This is a genomic window from Lysinibacillus sp. FSL L8-0126 (assembly GCF_038630385.1).
Classification (GTDB): Bacteria; Bacillota; Bacilli; order Bacillales_A; family Planococcaceae; genus Lysinibacillus; species Lysinibacillus fusiformis_D.
The window spans coordinates 2,978,129-2,995,842 of record NZ_CP152028.1 but is presented as its reverse complement, the minus strand read 5'-3'; the positions used below and the strand labels follow the sequence as shown (position 1 = coordinate 2,995,842).

General features: G+C 38.8%; 13 protein-coding genes. 3 read left to right on the top strand and 10 right to left on the bottom strand.

Going from position 1 to position 17,714, the window contains the following annotated elements:
- Nucleotides 1-62: 62 nt before the first annotated feature.
- A complete protein-coding gene (locus tag MHI34_RS14610; protein WP_342503573.1) occupies nucleotides 63-1,646 on the top strand; it encodes an SH3 domain-containing protein in 1,584 nt (527 codons plus the stop codon).
- A 491-nt stretch (nucleotides 1,647-2,137) separates the two neighbouring features.
- On the opposite strand, the gene MHI34_RS14605 is transcribed toward MHI34_RS14610, so the two are convergent.
- Nucleotides 2,138-3,544: an AbgT family transporter gene (locus MHI34_RS14605; RefSeq protein WP_058845150.1), complete on the bottom strand. Its 1,407-nt coding sequence runs from the start codon at nucleotides 3,542-3,544 to the stop codon at nucleotides 2,138-2,140.
- 562 nt (nucleotides 3,545-4,106) lie between these two features.
- Here MHI34_RS14605 and MHI34_RS14600 point away from each other — a divergent pair.
- Complete coding sequence (locus tag MHI34_RS14600; RefSeq protein ID WP_342503572.1) at nucleotides 4,107-5,462, top strand: lytic polysaccharide monooxygenase; 1,356 nt, start codon at nucleotides 4,107-4,109, stop codon at nucleotides 5,460-5,462.
- 338 nt (nucleotides 5,463-5,800) lie between these two features.
- Here the strand turns inward: MHI34_RS14600 and MHI34_RS14595 are convergent, their stop codons facing one another.
- From MHI34_RS14595 to MHI34_RS14565, 7 genes are all read right to left on the bottom strand, one after another.
- The gene (locus MHI34_RS14595; RefSeq protein ID WP_342503571.1) at nucleotides 5,801-6,901 is read right to left on the bottom strand and encodes an alpha/beta hydrolase; all 1,101 of its coding nucleotides are present in this window, start codon (nucleotides 6,899-6,901) and stop codon (nucleotides 5,801-5,803) included.
- 272 nt (nucleotides 6,902-7,173) lie between these two features.
- Nucleotides 7,174-7,389, bottom strand: a complete 216-nt coding sequence (locus tag MHI34_RS14590; RefSeq protein WP_036124402.1) for a DUF2642 domain-containing protein — start codon at nucleotides 7,387-7,389, stop codon at nucleotides 7,174-7,176.
- A gap of 71 nt (nucleotides 7,390-7,460) precedes the next feature.
- A complete protein-coding gene (gene dtd / locus MHI34_RS14585) occupies nucleotides 7,461-7,901 on the bottom strand; it encodes a D-aminoacyl-tRNA deacylase (protein ID WP_342503570.1) in 441 nt (146 codons plus the stop codon).
- Nucleotides 7,902-7,936: 35 nt separating this feature from the next.
- Nucleotides 7,937-10,132: a bifunctional (p)ppGpp synthetase/guanosine-3',5'-bis(diphosphate) 3'-pyrophosphohydrolase gene (locus tag MHI34_RS14580; protein ID WP_036124404.1), complete on the bottom strand. Its 2,196-nt coding sequence runs from the start codon at nucleotides 10,130-10,132 to the stop codon at nucleotides 7,937-7,939.
- Between the two features lie 204 nt (nucleotides 10,133-10,336).
- Nucleotides 10,337-11,251: a pseudouridine-5'-phosphate glycosidase gene (locus MHI34_RS14575; RefSeq protein WP_058845311.1), complete on the bottom strand. Its 915-nt coding sequence runs from the start codon at nucleotides 11,249-11,251 to the stop codon at nucleotides 10,337-10,339.
- A gap of 4 nt (nucleotides 11,252-11,255) precedes the next feature.
- Nucleotides 11,256-12,347 (bottom strand): carbohydrate kinase, encoded by a 1,092-nt coding sequence (locus MHI34_RS14570; protein WP_036124406.1) that lies wholly within the window; start codon nucleotides 12,345-12,347, stop codon nucleotides 11,256-11,258.
- A 120-nt stretch (nucleotides 12,348-12,467) separates the two neighbouring features.
- Nucleotides 12,468-13,718, bottom strand: a complete 1,251-nt coding sequence (locus tag MHI34_RS14565) for an MFS transporter (protein ID WP_342503569.1) — start codon at nucleotides 13,716-13,718, stop codon at nucleotides 12,468-12,470.
- Nucleotides 13,719-13,907: 189 nt separating this feature from the next.
- Here MHI34_RS14565 and MHI34_RS14560 point away from each other — a divergent pair, with 189 nt between their 5' ends.
- Nucleotides 13,908-14,366 carry a MarR family winged helix-turn-helix transcriptional regulator gene (locus tag MHI34_RS14560; RefSeq protein ID WP_101966516.1) on the top strand — a complete coding sequence of 153 codons (459 nt, stop codon included), beginning with the start codon at nucleotides 13,908-13,910 and terminating at the stop codon, nucleotides 14,364-14,366.
- Nucleotides 14,367-14,817: 451 nt separating this feature from the next.
- Here the strand turns inward: MHI34_RS14560 and MHI34_RS14555 are convergent, their stop codons facing one another.
- On the bottom strand, nucleotides 14,818-15,330 hold the full coding sequence (locus MHI34_RS14555; RefSeq protein ID WP_141905033.1) for an adenine phosphoribosyltransferase: 513 nt from the start codon (nucleotides 15,328-15,330) through the stop codon (nucleotides 14,818-14,820).
- A 35-nt stretch (nucleotides 15,331-15,365) separates the two neighbouring features.
- Nucleotides 15,366-17,684, bottom strand: coding sequence for a single-stranded-DNA-specific exonuclease RecJ (gene recJ / locus MHI34_RS14550; RefSeq protein WP_036124411.1), 2,319 nt, complete (start codon nucleotides 17,682-17,684; stop codon nucleotides 15,366-15,368).
- Nucleotides 17,685-17,714 lie beyond the last annotated feature (30 nt).

The following is a 17,714-nucleotide window of genomic DNA, read 5'->3' as shown; positions in this document are numbered from 1 at the left end:
ATTTTACCACGAATTTTATGACAAAAGCATGGTAAAATAGCACAAGGAATAGGAGGAATCTGATGAGGACAAAAATTTTACATAGTATAATCATATTCGTACTAATGGTAACGATTGCGATGCCAAATAAGAACTTTGTTCAAAGAGCTTCCGCTGACACCAGTGATCTAAAAGTCGCTGGAACGATTCTTCATTTGCGTGAGGGTCCTGGATTATCATATCCCATTATTACGACATTAGAAGAAGGTGATCCTTTAACCTCTATCGGTCGTGAAGGTGATTGGATTCAAGTAAAAGCAGGTAACTATGAGGGCTGGGTTGCTTCATGGCTGACGGCTCCTACAAGTGCTAAACAGGCCATCGATAAATCCGTCATCTCACAAGTTGACCGTTTAAATATACGAACAGATCCAGATATTTCTTCAGCTGTTCTTGGTCAACTTTCTACAGGCAACCAAGCCAACCTCATTGAAGAAAATGCTGAATGGGCAAAAATTGATTGGAATGGACTTACGGGATGGGTTTCAAAGGATTATGTCACGATTAATGATAATCCTAAAAAAGAAAAGGAACCTAAAGATGATGCCGTAGAAGTAACGACAACTACAACACCTGTTAACAAGGACACAACCTTTACTATTTTAGTAGACGTCCTCAATGTTCGTAAAAAACCAGACTTGAATGCTAAAAAAATCGGCACTGCGAAAAAAGGTCAAGCCTTTAAAGTAATTGCACATGAACATAATTGGGTACAAATTCAGTACAATGATAAAAAAACAGGCTGGGTTTATAGCTTTTATGGTACTTTCTCCAATAAAGTTAAAAGTACATCCAAAACTTCCTCTTCCAAAGAGTTGGAATCCGTTACCATAATCTATAATGGGACAAACTTACGAACAGATGCCTCAACAGCAGCTGAAGTGGTCGAACGGGTAGATGCTGGCTTAAATTATCCAATTGTCGGCGTAAAAAATGATTTTTATGAAATTCAATTAGACGAAGATAAAACAGCATTTGTTGCAAACTGGGTTGTAACAACAAGTTCTAATAAAACGATGATTCCTCAAAAGGAAAAAGAAGAGCCGCGTAAAAAAGGGACGTTAAGTGGGTTAACAATAGTTGTTGATGCTGGCCATGGGGGAAATGATCATGGCACAACGGGTCAACGTGGTACAGAGGAAAAAGGCATTACGCTGAAAACAGCTACTATGCTTGCATCCAAGCTAAGTGCGGCTGGCGCCAATGTAGTCATGACGAGGGAATCCGATGAATATGTGGCATTGCGGAAGCGTGTATCAATTGCGCATCAATATGAAGCAGATGCCTTTATTAGTCTCCATTATGATGCAACAGACGATAGCTCTATTAACGGCTTCACCTCCTATTATATGAATAGTAATCAAAAAGGGCTTGCTGAAGCGATTCATGATGGACTATCAAGTAAATTAGAGTTAAGAGATCGTGGCACACAACAAGGTAACTATTTAGTACTACGAGAAAATCGTCAAAAAGCAGTCCTTATTGAGTTAGGCTTCTTAAGTAATTCAAGTGAAGAGCGTGTCATCACCACAGCGAAGTTCCGTGAACAGGCGACTCTCGGTATTTATCAAGGAATTCTCAACTACTTTAATGAGCAAGAGGAATAATGAAAAAAGATCATGTCAAAGGCAGAAAAAGCAACTTTGCAAGGGGAGGGGGAGATTTCCGTTCCGCCAGCGTCCTTTCCAGGGGGCGTCCGATGAGCCGCTTCACTCACTTACGCTCGCTCCAGGGTCTCATCTGTGACGCTAAATCCCCTAGGAGTGACGCTGGCTCCACTCCAATCAACCATTCTGCAAAGAGTCTTTACTTTTTTTCATAGTAATATAGCGATTAAATAGCCCATTATTTGTATTCTTAGAGGGAATAAGCTCTTATTATTAATGTAGAGAAGTGATGCGTGACAACACCTCTCCATAAAGAGCAGTGAAGACCTTCACTTTATTTGAAAACCTTCACTAAAAAGGTAACACTTTTGTAGGTTGGAATGGAGTCAAGTAGCCTGCAACGGAAATCCATTTCTACCTTCCAATTGACTGTTTTGTTTTTCAACACTAAGAAAAAAGCTGCGGATGCTATCCACAGCTTTTTTCACGTATTAAGAAACCCCTATTGCTACCGCAGCAATTAACGCCAGGCATGCAATCACTGCCCAGCCAAGAATCATCTTCCAAATGAATTTGATCCACTTTTCATAGGGAATGCCTGCAACCGCTAAATAGGCCATTAAGGCAGATGAAGTAGGAATAATAGAGTTCGTTAAGGAATCACCATATTGGAAGGCTAATACAGCCACTTGTCGTTCTAACCCTAATAAATCGGTAATTGGTATCATAATCGGCATTGTTGCGGCTGCCTGTCCACTACCAGATGAAATAAATAAATTTAACAGTGCTTGAATAAATAACATACCGATTGCACTGATAGCATGTGGTAAATGCCCAATTGTTTCCGATGCCGCATAAACGATAGTATCGATAATTTTCCCTTGCTCTAAAACAACCGTAATCGCACGGGCAAAACCTACAATTAAAGCACCGAATGTTACAGCCTTCGCTCCTTCAATGAAGGAATCAAAAATAGTTGCAGGTTTCAACCCACCAATTAGCCCTGCAATTAACCCCATAATTAAAAAGGAGGCGGTTAACTGTGTTAAGAACCAGCCCCAATTAAATACACCATAAATATTAAAGCCAATTCCACAAGCCATCACAATAAATACAAATTTATGCTTTCCTGTTAATGTGGGAATGTCAATAACGGATACATTAGATTTAGCCTTTTGCTCGATGTCATAAATAACACTTGCCTGTGGATTCTTTTTCACCTTAAAGGCATAGCGAGATACATAGAAAATAGCAAAACCTAACACAAAAACATAGACAACTGCACGGAAGCCGATCCCAGAGAATAACGGTACATCTGCTAATGATTGTGCAACACCCACCGTAAAGGGATTAAGCATCCCTCCAAAAAATCCACTGGCCGCTCCAAGTGTGATCATGGCAGTCCCTGTCACAGCATCGAAGCCCATCGCACGCGCAATTGCTACACCAATCGGTACGAAAATAATTGTTTCTTCGGCCATCCCCATTGTAAAACCACCAACAGAGAATAAAATCATTGATAATGGGATAAGTAATTTTTCTCTTCCCTCTAAAGCTTTTACCCCTTTATAAACACCAGCTTCAATGGCACCCGTGGAACGAATAATCCCAAAAACACCACTGACTAAGAAAATGTAGAAAATAATTTGAGCCCCTTTTTCAAGACCCATTGGAATAGCTGTAAACATTTCAAAAAATGAAACTGGATCACTCTCAATATGATGATAGCTTCCATCTACAACGAGCATTCGCCCTTCCTTATCCTCTATTCGTTCAAACTCACCTGCTGGAATAATATAGCTTGCAATACCCGCTAAAAAAATAATAGCAAAAATAATGGTATATGTATGAGGTACTTTCAGCCAGCTTCTTTTCTTTACACCCTGTTCATTTTCCATGACATCACCCTCCTGTTAATCAATTTAGACATTTGCATTATATTGTCGCTATATGTCGTTAATTGAAAATAAATATACATGAGTTCAAATTTATTGTAAAGTATTAATTTTCTATTATTTCAGAAATTCTATTTATTTGTTGCCACAGCAAGCTTTCTCAGACGACCCTGCTGATAAGGATGCTTATCCTCTGCTAGCATAAAATATTCATACTCGATTAATTGGATAATTATGCGTTTAGCAGAGCGCCGTGACTTGAGTATGGTGACCAAGGTTAACAACTTCTATAGCTACATTTCACGAATGAGAAGAGTAACTGTACGTAAATTGACAAATTTTAATAGATTTGAAAATTTTATTATAATACCTAATTATTTTTAATAGAAAACAATCCTCTAAAGTAAGATATTTACCCAATTAAGGTCTATATACTCATTAATTTTGCAACAAAAGTTATTTGCACAACAAAACTATTATCCTATAAAAACAGACTTTGAATAATTTTTAATATATTGCTATCATACTAGTTGCTATCCAATTCCAACAAAAGGAGAATAGTTATATGAATACTAAATTCGCAAAAAAGTTAAGTAAAAAGGGAATAAGTGCTGCCATATTAGCAGCAGGAATCATGGGTATTTCAATGGCACCTAATGCATATGCCCATGGATTTGTTGAAAAACCAGCTAGCCGAGCTGCTTTATGTAGTCAAAATTATGGAGCACTTAATTTAATGTGCGGAAACATAATGTATGAGCCACAGAGTTTAGAGGCACCTAAGGGATTTCCACAAAGTGGGCCGGCTGATGGAAAAATCGCATCTGCTGGAGGTCTATTTGGTGGCATACTCGATCAACAAACCGCTGATCGTTGGTTTAAAAACACGATTACAGGAGGTTCAAATACCTTTACATGGAAGTATACAGCGCCACATTTAACAAGCAAATGGCACTATTATATTACTAAAAAGGGATGGAATCCAAATAAACCATTAAACCGTGCTGACCTTGAACTAATTGCAACTGTAGAACATAATGGTTCTGCTGCATCGAATAATTTAACTCATACAATTAACGTGCCAACTGATCGTAGTGGTTACCACATTCTTCTAGCTGTTTGGGATGTAGCTGATACTTCAAATGCATTCTATAATGTAATCGACGTTAATTTAGTGAATAATGGAAATGTAGATATAGAAGCTCCAACTCAGCCAAATGGATTACATACTACGAAAGTTACTTCAAACAGTGCCGAGCTAAAATGGAGTCCTTCTACAGACAATGTGAGTGTAAAAGAATATCAGATATTACGTGATAATAAAGTAGTTGGAGTGGTACCAGGAACAACATTCACAGATAAAAATTTAAAACCGAGTACCAAGTATACATATACGGTAAAGGCAGTGGATGCAGCTGGGAATGTTTCTAATGAAAGTGAATCGATAGTTGTAGAGACAATGCATACAGCTCCAGATACAGAAGCACCAACGCAACCGACTGCACTTCACACAATGGGCGTAACATCTTCAAGTGCAGACTTAATGTGGAGTGCATCAGAGGATAATGTAGCAGTTGACCATTATGTTATATATCAAGGAACACAAGCAGATCAAATGTCTGTTGTTGGAACATCAAAAACTACATCATTTATGGACATGAATCTCCAATCGAATACAACATATATGTATGCAGTAACTGCAGTGGATGCGGCTGGAAATGAATCAATTAAAAGTTCCATTTTAACTGTGACTACAAAAGATCTAGGGGCTTCTTATGAGCAATGGAGTCCATTTAAGGCGTACACAAAAGGAGATAAGGTTGAGTACCAAGGAAAGATTTATGTAGCCGTTCAAAGCTATCAAGGATACGGAGATCCAAATTGGATAAACGCATTGTCTTTATGGAAAGAAATTGAGTAAAGTCCTAGTATGAGATTGCGGTGATTGAAAAGATCCTTTTAAATCAACAATAGTTTTATTTCTATAGATAATAGCTATCAATTCATGTTAGAAGTTAAATAAATTCATACAAAGGCCATCGAGAAGTCGCTCTCGATGGCTTTTATCATTTTTCTTTCTCTTTAATTTCCAACATTTAGTAAAATATTGCCGTATCCAACCCCTGCACGGAGTGGGAGCGGAGAGGCGCTCGCCCACAGGAAAGCAAGTAGCCCATGCATGTGTATATACTAATTATATCGCTTGCATTATTGATTCTGCTTCCACAAGTTACAATTAACAAAAGTAAAAAAGACACATTATAAGGAATTGAAAACCTTTTTTACCCATTCAAGAAACTCTCTCATATAGTGTTCCTGCTTAAAGCCATGATTCTGACCTTCTACTACAATTTCAGTAATATCCGCATCTGCTACTCGTGCAGATTGAATATATTCTTGTGGCCCTTTTACCCCAACAGCTAAATCATTCGTCCCATAAGCAATAAACTGAGGTATATTTGCTGTGCTAAAATGTTTAGATAGATCTGTCTGATTCAAAAGCTCTTCACGCACTTCTGGACTTCTTACATCTTCATCTTTAAAAGAAGCAAAGAGCATAGGCACATTATAGCGATAGGTCAATGCTGGATAAATCATAGCTGCAGAGACAACTTGATCATCGACTGCATCGATGTCATCAAGCTGATAACTATTAGGAAATAGATTTTTCCCCTGAATGAGATTAATAAAGCTACCGGTTTGAAAACCACCCGCGCTAAAACCGATCAATCCAATTTTATCTGGATGAATACCATAATCATTTGCATGATAACGTAGATAACGGACAGCCCGCTGAACATCCAATTGGGGAATAGGCCATTCATATGGGTTAGAACGATAGTGTAGAACGAATGCATTGATACCTGCCTTATTTAATGATTCAGCTACTTCTTTTCCTTCAGCAGTTCCACCATCCATTTCCTTAAAGCCATAGCCACCTCCTGGAATAATAATGATGGCACTGTCACTGTTTGACCTCGTATAAGGAATCAGATATGGTTCATCTTCATAGGTAGATTTTTCATAGCCTCCTACAATTTCATGGACATATGTAAAGGTATCAATTGCAGCTTCATTGTCTTTATATTCTTCTCCCACAATACTAGTAGAAAATTTGAATGTCGCTAAGAGTCTGTTAGGATTACCCTTAATATTCATATCGTCTAGCTTACTTCCAGAATGATTTCCTGCAACTTCTTCTCCCCAAATTTCAACCTTGTGCTCAATATCCGCAACTGGCTTGCCTGGTTTATTCCCAAATGGATTAATTTCAAGAATAGCGTATCCACCCCCTATAAACAAAGCGAAAATAGCTAGAATTATTCCCACTATCTTGGCTATTTTCTTCATTATGTTCATAATATATAACCTCCTTTAAACCTATTCATGACAGTATTAAATAGTATATTAGCAGCCATTACTACTTGTTTCTTAGTTGAGTATAATTCTAGTCGCTTTATGACCGATTTCACAAGAGACATACCAAAAGTGTCTTTCTCCATGAACGATCCCTGCTTCTGCCCTCAAACCAATATAAACTCCATATTCTAATAATTAAATTTGCTCATTATACCTTAAAATATAAAAAAGAACCTTCTATCATCTTTTATGATTCGAAGGTTCGTACTTCATTAATTTTTTGTAGTTTCCAATGTAACCCATACAATTTCCTCCATTCGAATGAAGAAAGGGGTACGATTCATCTCAAGGATCATATGGTCAGGTAGTATGGATAATAAAATACCTTTTTGCATCGTTTTTTCTGTTTGCACCACTACTGCCTGGCCAATCATCATGTTAAGTGTTTCGTATAAATATGGATTAGATCTACTCCCTATCTGCGTCAAGTTCAAGACACTCCTTCCTATAAAACTAACCATACTCATTAGTATATGAAGGATTTATAGGAAATGTTCCATTATTTTGATTCTAGAAGTATTGTTACTGGACCATCGTTGATTAGTGCAACATCCATCATTGCACCAAAAATACCTGTTTCCACATGTAAGCCGAGCTCACGCAATGCTTGATTAAAAGCTTCCCACAGCGGTTCGGCTACTTCTGGTCTAGCTGCACTGATGAAACTAGGACGATTTCCCTTTTTTGCATCCCCATACAATGTAAATTGTGAGACGGATAAAATTGCGCCTCCATGCTCTTGGATCGAATGATTCATTTTTCCTTCCGCATCTTCCCAAAGGCGTAAATTCGCTACTTTTTTCGCTAAATAAGCGACATCCTCATGTGTATCCTCATGTGTAATACCTACTAGAAGAACATAGCCATTATCAATCGCTCCTGTGACAGCTCCGTCAACCGTTACAGAAGCAGCTTTACTGCGCTGTAATACTACTTTCATGCATTAAAACCCCAATTCTATGTTGTTGCCAATCATTAATTGATGACACGCTGCACCGAATAAATATCAGGTGTTTGTTTAATCCGCTCAACAACCTTATGCAAATGTGAAATGTTTGAAATGGAAATCGTTAAATGAATTGTTGCCATTTTATCACGATCAGCACGACCACTGACTGCTAAAATATTTGTTTTTGTTTCACTAACAATTTGCATAATTTCATTTAAAATACCAGGTCGATCAAAGGCTGACACTTCGATATCCACTGGATATTCTTTTTTCTCAGGGATGATTCCATGCTCCCATTCCACTTCAATTAAACGTTCTTGCTCATCCTCAATTTGAATATTTGGACAGTCTGCACGGTGTACAGAAACACCTCTACCTTTTGTAATAAAGCCTACAATCTCATCACCAGGTACAGGCGTACAACAACGAGAAAGTCGAATAAGCATATTATCAATGCCCTTGACGATGACACCCGATTCCGTTCGTTTTTGCGGAATTGGATTTTTCATTTTTTGTTCGATTTTCTCTAAAGCTTCTTCCTGCTCACGCTCTTTACGACGTTTTTCTGCTAAACGATTAACCACTTGCTGTGCAGTAATGCCATTCACTCCTACTGCTGCATACAAGTCCTCCTCATTCGTATAGTTGAATTTATCACATACACGTTTGAGGTTTTCTGATGACATCGTTTCCTTTAAATCGAAATCCTGAGCACGAATTTCCTTTTCAATCATTTCTTTCCCTTTGATGATATTCTCTTCACGCAAATGTCGTTTAAAGAATTGCTTAATCTTATTTTTCGCCTGTGAGGATTGTGCTATTTTTAGCCAATCGCGGCTCGGACCAAAGGATTGCTTAGATGTTAAAATTTCAATGATATCGCCGGTTTTCAGTGGTGTATCAAGTGGCACCATTTTCCCATTGACTTTTGCCCCAATCGTACGATTTCCGACCTCTGAATGGACACGATAGGCAAAATCGATGGGCACAGAACCCGCTGGCAATTCGATGACATCGCCTTCAGGTGTAAATACGTAGACCATATCAGAAAATAAATCAAATTTTAAGGATTCCATAAATTCTTCAGCATTAGAAGATTCATTTTGGAATTCTAAAATCTCACGGAACCATGTTAATTTTTGATCGACATTTTGCTTTTGATGATCAACATTTTTGCCCTCTTTATACGCCCAGTGTGCCGCAATCCCGTACTCTGCAATTTTGTGCATTTCCTTCGTACGAATCTGAACCTCTAATGGATCACCATAGGGTCCAATAACGGTCGTGTGTAAGGACTGATACAGGTTTTGTTTTGGCATGGCAATATAGTCTTTAAAGCGCCCTGGCATCGGTTTCCAGAGTGTATGCACAATCCCTAAAACCGCATAGCAATCTTTAATACTATCGACAAGTACACGTATGGCTAATAAATCATAAATTTCATTAAATTGTTTCTTTTGGAGCACCATTTTTCGATAAATACTGTAAATATGCTTTGGACGACCATAGATATCTGCTTCAATTTCAACCTCATTAAGCTGTGACTTCATCTCAGCCATGACATTCTCTAAATAAGCCTCACGCTCATCACGCTTTTTCTTCATCAAACTGACAATACGATAATATTGTTGTGGGTTTAAATAACGAAGTGCTGTATCTTCAAGCTCCCATTTTACAGTCGAGATTCCCAGACGATGTGCAAGTGGTGCAAAAATTTCTAGCGTCTCTTTCGATATACGTCGCTGCTTTTCAGCAGGTAAATGCTTTAACGTACGCATATTATGGAGACGGTCTGCTAGCTTAATTAAGATGACACGAATATCCTGTGCCATAGCTACAAACATTTTTCGATGATTCTCCGCCTGCTGCGCCTCTTTTGATAAATATTTAATTTTCCCTAGCTTTGTCACACCATCAACAAGCACGGCTACTTCTTCGCCAAATTCCCGTACCAAATCATCCCGCGTAAAATCCGTATCTTCGACAACATCATGTAAAAAACCTGCCGCTACTGTTTCCGGGTCCATTTGTAATTCAGCTAGAATACCTGCCACTTGTACTGGGTGAATGATATAAGGTTCACCAGAGCTACGGAATTGCTCAATATGGGCATCCCTTGCTAATTCATATGCTTTTTTCACGAATGTGACATTTTCATCATTCATGTAGGATTTGACTAACTCAAAAACGTCCTCAGGAGTCAAAATTTGCTCTTTCGCCATAACATGTCCACCTTGCTCGTCAAATTTTTCAGATTAGATATAAACTTAATTGTATAAAATTTTGTAGCCTATTGTAAAGAGACTGTGTCATTTAGTTTAGTTAATCTCGTGAACAGTTCGAAAAATGGAAAAAATATTCTTCTTTTTAATGAAAAAGACCCTTTGCGACAGGATGTCACAAAGGGTTCTTGTTTCGACAAATGATTAGTGTAATTGATTGTAGGCAACAGCAATTTTTGCACCAACGACTGCATTGTTTTTCACTAATGCAATGTTCGCATCAAGACTTTTACCTTCTGTTAATTCTTTTACTTTACCAAGTAAGAATGGTGTAACGTTTTTACCTTGAATACCATTCTCTTCAGCTTCAGCTAAAGCTTTTTCAATAATGTTTGTAATAAATGTATGATCTAATGCTTCAGCTTCTGGAATTGGGTTGGCAATGACAGCGCCACCTTTTAACCCTAATTGCCATTTCGCAGATAGCATTGCTGCAATCTCCTCTGGTGTATCAAGCTGGAAGTTGACATCGAAACCACTTTGACGTGTGTAGAATGCTGGTAATTCATCTGTACCATAACCAACTACTGGTACCCCTTTTGTTTCAAGGTATTCTAATGTAAGACCAATATCTAGAATAGATTTTGCACCCGCGCAAATAACAGCCACATTAGTTTGTGCTAATTCTTCTAAGTCAGCAGAGACATCCATTGTTGTTTCAGCACCACGGTGTACACCACCAATACCACCTGTTACAAAGATTTCAATGTCTGCAAGTTCAGCACAGATCATTGTAGCTGCAACTGTTGTCGCACCTAATTTTTTTGTTGCAAGTAAGTAGCCTAAGTCACGACGTGAAGCTTTTGCAACGCCTTGTGAATTTCCAAACATCTCTAGCTCTTCATCTGATAAACCGATTTTGATTTTGCCATCTATTAAGGCAATGGTTGCAGGTACTGCACCATTATCGCGAATAATTTGCTCAACTTCACGCGCAGTTTTCACATTTTGTGGATATGGCATACCGTGTGAAATGATTGTAGATTCTAATGCCACGATTGGTAGACCTTTTGCTTGTCCTGCTTTTACTTCTTCTGATAATACGATGAATTCTTTCATGTTGTTATTCCTCCATTTCATTTTTTAACAAATCTACTGATAATTCAGGTCTTACTGTATAAGGAGATGCCAATGTATTTTTAGCATTTGTTAACCCTGCATCAATACATGTCTCAAAAGATTGACCTGTCAACCAACTGTGTATCACAGCGCTGACAAACGCATCTCCTGCTCCTGTAACATCTTCAATTTTGTTGATCACTTTCGCAGCGAAATGACGAGGTGCGATCGTCGTAGATGCTGCATAAACACCCTTGCTACCAGCTGTGATAATGACATGTTCAGCACCTAGTTGTAAGAGCTGTTGTAATGCTTTTTCATAATGGGTAGCGTTTTCAATTTTATGTCCAACAATTGTTTCTGCTTCATCCGTGTTACAAATAAACCAAGTTACACCTTGTAATGTTTCAGGTAGTCGATTCATTTTTGGCGAAGATACTGGCACAATGACTAATGGAATGGCACGAGCAATGGCTACTTGCTGGATATACGCCACTGTTTCTTTCGGGCAATTTAAATCCAAAATAAAGCAACCAGCATTCACTAGCATTGTTTCATGCTTTTTCAACAAACTCGGTAACAGCAGGTCATAAACCTCCATATTGGCTACAGCTAATGCTAGCTCACCTTGTTCATCCATAATAGCTGTATAGGAACCCGTAGAAGCCTCAGCTAGCTGCTCCACATAACGTAGATTCATAAAGGATTCCGAAGCTTCTTGGATCACTTGCCAATCAGCATCTTTACCAGCCGTTGTTAATAACGTCACTTGATGGTTTAATCTGCCTAAGTTTTCAGCAATATTTCGACCAACTCCACCTACACTAAAAGAAGAGCTGGCAGGGTTAGATGTTCCAAATTGAACATTGCCCTTCACATGGAATTTTCGGTCTAAATTAGCTCCCCCGATGCAAATAATTTCATTTTCCTCGGGTAAAATATAAGCACGACCTACAATTTTTCCTTGCTTTGTTAAACTAGACACTAAATTAGCAAGCACGGGACGGGACAGATTCATTGTATCTGCCATCTCTTGCTGAGACATAAACGGGTTTTGGCGAATTAAAGCAAGCACCGCCTGTTCTCTTTCATTCATAGCATCACCTTTTATTATATTTGTTTATATTGTAAACTTTTGTTTGTTAAATGTCAAACTAATATTGATAAAAAAAGTTGAACCTCTTTCTGTCGAGGTTCAACTTTTTTAGTCGACTGTTTATCCTTGCTGAGGCGTTTGTTTTTTTACAATGATAACGAATAAGCTTGCCAATGCACAGAATAGGCCAGCAAGGAAAAAAGCCCATGTGTAGGAATTGAAAAATTTATAAATCACCCCACCCCCATACGCAGCAACTGCCGCTCCTGCCTGATGTGAGGCGAATATCCATCCGTAAATAATGCTGCTTTTTTGCATCCCAAAAATTTGTCGTGTAATGCTGATAGTTGGTGGTACTGTGGCAATCCAATCGAGTCCATAAAAGATGCTGAAAATCGTCAATAAAACAAAGGAGCCTTGAGCGAGTGCATAAGGGAGTAGCAAGAGAGAAGCTCCCCTTAACAAGTAATACCAAAATAATAGCCAACGATTATCAAAGCGATCCGATAGCCAGCCAGAGGCAGTCGTGCCTAATAAGTTAAACACCCCCATAAAAGAAAGAAGAGATGCAGCGGTTACTAGCGGAACGCCAAAGCTAATACAATATGACACAAAGTGAGTTCCGATTAATCCACTTGTCGAAAGACCACAAATGAAAAAGCTGCCTGCTAAGAGCCAAAATGCTTTGACTTTAACTGCCTCTGCTAAACCAAGAAATGCCATACTAATTGGATTCTTCTTGGGCTGTACTTGCGGCTCTCCTATAATCTCATCATGACCGTAAGGGGTTAGACCAATATCTTGCGGCTTGTTTTTAATAAACATAGCAATCATGACGAACATCATGGTACTCAGGAGTAGGATCAATCCCATTGCCCATCGCCAAGAATAATGTTCAATAATAATGGCTAGCACTGGCAGTAAAATTAATTGACCTGTGGCTGTACTAGCCGTTAAAATCCCAACTGCCAGCCCTCTGCGTTTAACAAACCAATGATTCGCTACATAGGGACTGAGCACCGTTAAAAAAAGGCTCGCACCAAGCCCAATGATACCTCCCCAAATAATGATTAACTGCCAGGATTGGCTCATCCAAAAGGTTAAGGTCATTCCTACTATTAAAGTAGACATGACACTAAGCATCATTTTCTTTAAGCCAATGACTTCAAGCAGCGCCGCCATAAATGGTCCAGATATGCCATATAAAAATAAACTTACAGCAAATGCTAAAGCAATCGTTGAGCGATCCCATTGAAATTCTTTTTCGAGGGGATCCAGGAAAACACCAGACGATGACATTGTAATCCCTGCTACAATAATCGAGAAAAATGTGACAATCAAAATCAACCAGCTATAATGAACTCGCTTCATCCTAACACCTTCTTTTTTTGTGAGATGCATAACAAAACATGTATATACATGTTTTGCGATCTCTTCATTCCATTTATATGTATATACATGTATAATGATAATAATCGTTCCTATAGCTGTCAAGCAGTCTTTTCTAGCTCTTAGGTGTATACTTACAATTAGTAGAATCCCCTCAAAGGAGTACTGACGATGAAGAATCAACTTAAAACAATCGATTATACACAAATCTGTGTTTGTGCAAACCTTAGAAAAAAAACAAGGGTTGTCACACAATTATATGATAAGCTGCTACAGCCCACTGGTTTAAAGGTTACACAATATTCCATGCTGGCCCATATCGATCTTCAGCAAACTGTCTCAATTAGCCGTTTAGGTGAAATTTTACAACTTGATCAAACGACTGTGACCCGTAATATTAATCTATTAAAGCAACATGGCTATGTTGAATTAAAGCGAGACACAAGCGATGCGCGCACTAAAAAGATTACGCTCACTGAAAAAGGATTAGAAAAGCTGCATGAAGCCGCACCCATTTGGCAAACGATTCAAGATAGAATCATCGAAGATATAGGGGTTGAAAAATATGCAGATTTCTATGATACCTTGCGCACAATGCAGAAGATCATCCAAACATATGATGAAGATTAAAAAGTACCTACTTTATTGAGCGCTTCAAACTGCAAACAACAGCCATCGAAAAGTTCACCTCGATGGCTGTTGTCATTTTTTCTTCTAATTACTTACCAAATATAGAGTGGCATGATCAATATTTGGGCATCCATAAGCTTAGTAAGTCGTTTCTACTAAAGGGTAAATAGCAGCCTCTAATTTTCGCTCGAATGGTATAAATTGATCAACCGTTACCATTTCTAATTGTTCACGTTTATTGATTTAATTATCCGTCTTCAGCTTTCATCAGCTTAAAAGTTTACGGTTAATCAACACAGTAATAGGGAAGAAGTTGGATGGAGCAGGGAAAGCAACTCGGCCCGTATCGGCTTTACTTTATTTCATTGTAAAAGAAAAAGACTGTAGGCAAACTCGTAATTTCTTGAGTTTGTCTACAATCTGAAGTGCCCACTATGGTAGACGCTTTCTCTTAATATTGAATAAGTGTTTTAATATTTAGATCTCCAAGCTTTGCACGACCATTTAATTCTAAAAGTTCGATTAGGAAGGCACAGCCTACTACCTGACCACCTAATTCTTCTACTAAACGAACAGTTGCTTCAACTGTCCCACCCGTTGCTAGTAAATCATCACAGATTAAAACCTTTTGACCAGGCTTAATCGCATCATGATGCATTGTTAACGTATCTTTACCATATTCAAGACCATAGTCTGCACTAATAACCTCACGTGGTAATTTACCTGGTTTACGAACAGGTGCAAAGCCAATTTCAAGTGCATAGGCAACTGGGCAACCGATGATAAAACCACGAGCCTCAGGGCCAACTACAATTTCAGCTCCCACTTCTTTTGCATATTCTACAATTTGGTCTGTTGCATATTTGTATGCTGGTCCATTATCCATAATTGTCGTAATATCTCTGAAGCTAATGCCCTCTTTCGGCCAGTTTTCAACTGTTGTAACATATTGCTTTAAATCCATGTTATTGCTCCTCCTACGAAACGCTGTACGTCCGTTTATGTTAATCGTTCATCAAACCATTGTTTTAATTCTATATAAGGAGCATAGACAAGCTTTTGCTCCATCTCAATCTGTTCTGAACGTTGTTTGTAAGACGGTGCCTCTGTTAGTGCTTGTTTTGGGGCATTCACGTTGACAGTCGTCAGTCCACTCTCCATTTTAACAAAACCAAGCTCAAAAAACACCTGTGTCATAAATTTTAATACATCCAATGGCCAACCTGTATGCTTTGCTAAATCTGCTATATGCATATCAAGCGGAAAGGCTGGTCGATTTTTCAAAAATTTATAATACCAAGAAAATTGCTCACGAGTAGGTAAACCACTAAAGTATTGCGAATCAGGCATATAAAAATGCGCATAAATACGTGAAGGTGTCGTCTTCTGTAACACCTCTTCTAGTTTTTGAACTTGTTGTGGCAAATCTAAGAGCACAATATAATCACTTTGTTCCACATTGGATAGTGCTGGGTCAACTACTGTAATAGGAGCACCAATCAATGATTGATAATACGCCATCGTTGCTGGATGAAAGGCAATAAACTGTGCCTCATCCTTCGGTACCGTATTAAGCCAACGCGCAGTTTGACGGATACCACGAATATCAAATAGCTGCCATTCCGTTGTTTGGACATCCTCGATCATAAATTGGGCTTTTTTACGTCCTTGCCATTCATTAATTTGTAAATCGCCTATAAAGGATACTTTAATGCCATACGTTAATTCATCATGTAAATGTCCTTTATTAAAGCCGACACTATCTAATTTATCATAGCCATTTGTTAATTCCATTTTAATATGATTCTCAGCTGCTCCAATTTTACGCATAGATGAGATTTCAACATCCTCAAGTACGTAAACAGGCTTTGGAAAATCTGTTCCAAATGGTCCTAGTGCTGAAATTTCTTCAATAGCATCTGCTGAAACTTCATCGATACTTAACGGAATATCAATATGGACGATCGGTGTTAATTGCTCCTCTGTTAAACATTCTCTTGCCTGTGCATCCAAGCGTGTACGTAGTTCATCCACATGCTCTAACGATAAGGTCATGCCTGCGGCCATAGGATGTCCACCAAAATGCGGTAAAATATCTCGGTTTTTAGCTAGTTCATTATATAGATGGAAGCCTTCAATGCTTCGAGCGGAACCCTTTGCTGTGCCCTTTTCAGGATCAAGTGAAAGGACAATGGTTGGACGGTAGTACTGCTCAACAAGTCGTGAGGCAACTATTCCAACAACGCCTGCATTCCAGCCTTCCCCCGCCACAACAAGAACTAAGGAATTGCCGATTTTTTCATCCGATTCAATAAGTGCAATGGCCTCATCTGTAATGCTTTTCACAATATCTTTGCGCTCTGTATTGCAGGCATTAAGCTGCTTTGCCAATGCGCTTGCTTTAGCACTATCATCTGCCATTAATAACTCGACTCCTGGAGCTGCTTCTCCGAGTCGACCAACAGCATTTAATCGAGGACCAAAATAAAAGCCAATTGTCTCTTCCGTAATTTTTGCCTGCTCTGTACTGGCTATATCACACATTGCTTGTACCCATGGACTAAGGGAACGACGCATTTCCTGTATACCTCGCTTCACGAGATAGCGATTTTCATCCACTAAAGGAACTAAATCGGCTACAGTTCCAATCGCCACCAATTCCATTAAATGGATTGGTAGTTCACCATATAAAGCATGTGCTAACTTAAAGGCTACACCTACTCCAGCTAGCTCTCCAAACGGATAATGTCCTTCTGGTAATCGAGGATGAAGAATAATATCTGCTGGCGGTAGTTCCTCACCTGGCTCATGGTGATCTGTCACAATGACATCCATGCCAAGCTCTTTAGCCACTCGAACAGGTTCGATACCAGATATCCCGTTATCTACTGTAATGATTAACTGTACACCCTCTTCATATGCTTCACGAAATAATGCTTCATGTGGACCATAACCATGGATAAAACGATTGGGGATTTTAAAGGATACATCCGCTCCAAGATCTAGTAAAACATTTAGCATAACAGTCGTGCTTGTGACACCATCGGCATCATAATCGCCATAGACTAAAATCTTCTGCCCATTTTCTAATGCTTGCTCAATTCGTGCTACTGCTTCAGCCATACCGTACATAAGAAATGGGTCATGGACATTTGCTTCAGTCATATTTAATAAGCTTTCTGCTTCAGCCGTAGTTTCACAGCCTCGTGCTGCTAAAATTTTTGCAGCAATCGCGGAAAGTTGTAAGTCATTTTGTAATGCTTGTACAAGTGTGGCATCTGGACGCTCCACCTGCCATCTTTTTTTCGATAGAATCATCTTCTCACTTCCTTACGAAAGCTATTATAC

Coding starts and splice junctions, on each gene's coding strand:
- MHI34_RS14575 (WP_058845311.1), bottom strand. CDS start 11,251: ATGAAAGAATTCATCGTATTATCAGAAGAAGTAAAAGCAGGACAAGCA.
- MHI34_RS14565 (WP_342503569.1), bottom strand. CDS start 13,718: ATGAAGCGAGTTCATTATAGCTGGTTGATTTTGATTGTCACATTTTTC.
- MHI34_RS14570 (WP_036124406.1), bottom strand. CDS start 12,347: ATGAATGAAAGAGAACAGGCGGTGCTTGCTTTAATTCGCCAAAACCCG.
- MHI34_RS14600 (WP_342503572.1), top strand. CDS start 4,107: ATGAATACTAAATTCGCAAAAAAGTTAAGTAAAAAGGGAATAAGTGCT.
- dtd (WP_342503570.1), bottom strand. CDS start 7,901: ATGAAAGTAGTATTACAGCGCAGTAAAGCTGCTTCTGTAACGGTTGAC.
- MHI34_RS14560 (WP_101966516.1), top strand. CDS start 13,908: ATGAAGAATCAACTTAAAACAATCGATTATACACAAATCTGTGTTTGT.
- recJ (WP_036124411.1), bottom strand. CDS start 17,684: ATGATTCTATCGAAAAAAAGATGGCAGGTGGAGCGTCCAGATGCCACA.
- MHI34_RS14605 (WP_058845150.1), bottom strand. CDS start 3,544: ATGGAAAATGAACAGGGTGTAAAGAAAAGAAGCTGGCTGAAAGTACCT.
- MHI34_RS14555 (WP_141905033.1), bottom strand. CDS start 15,330: ATGGATTTAAAGCAATATGTTACAACAGTTGAAAACTGGCCGAAAGAG.
- MHI34_RS14595 (WP_342503571.1), bottom strand. CDS start 6,901: ATGAACATAATGAAGAAAATAGCCAAGATAGTGGGAATAATTCTAGCT.
- MHI34_RS14610 (WP_342503573.1), top strand. CDS start 63: ATGAGGACAAAAATTTTACATAGTATAATCATATTCGTACTAATGGTA.
- MHI34_RS14580 (WP_036124404.1), bottom strand. CDS start 10,132: ATGGCGAAAGAGCAAATTTTGACTCCTGAGGACGTTTTTGAGTTAGTC.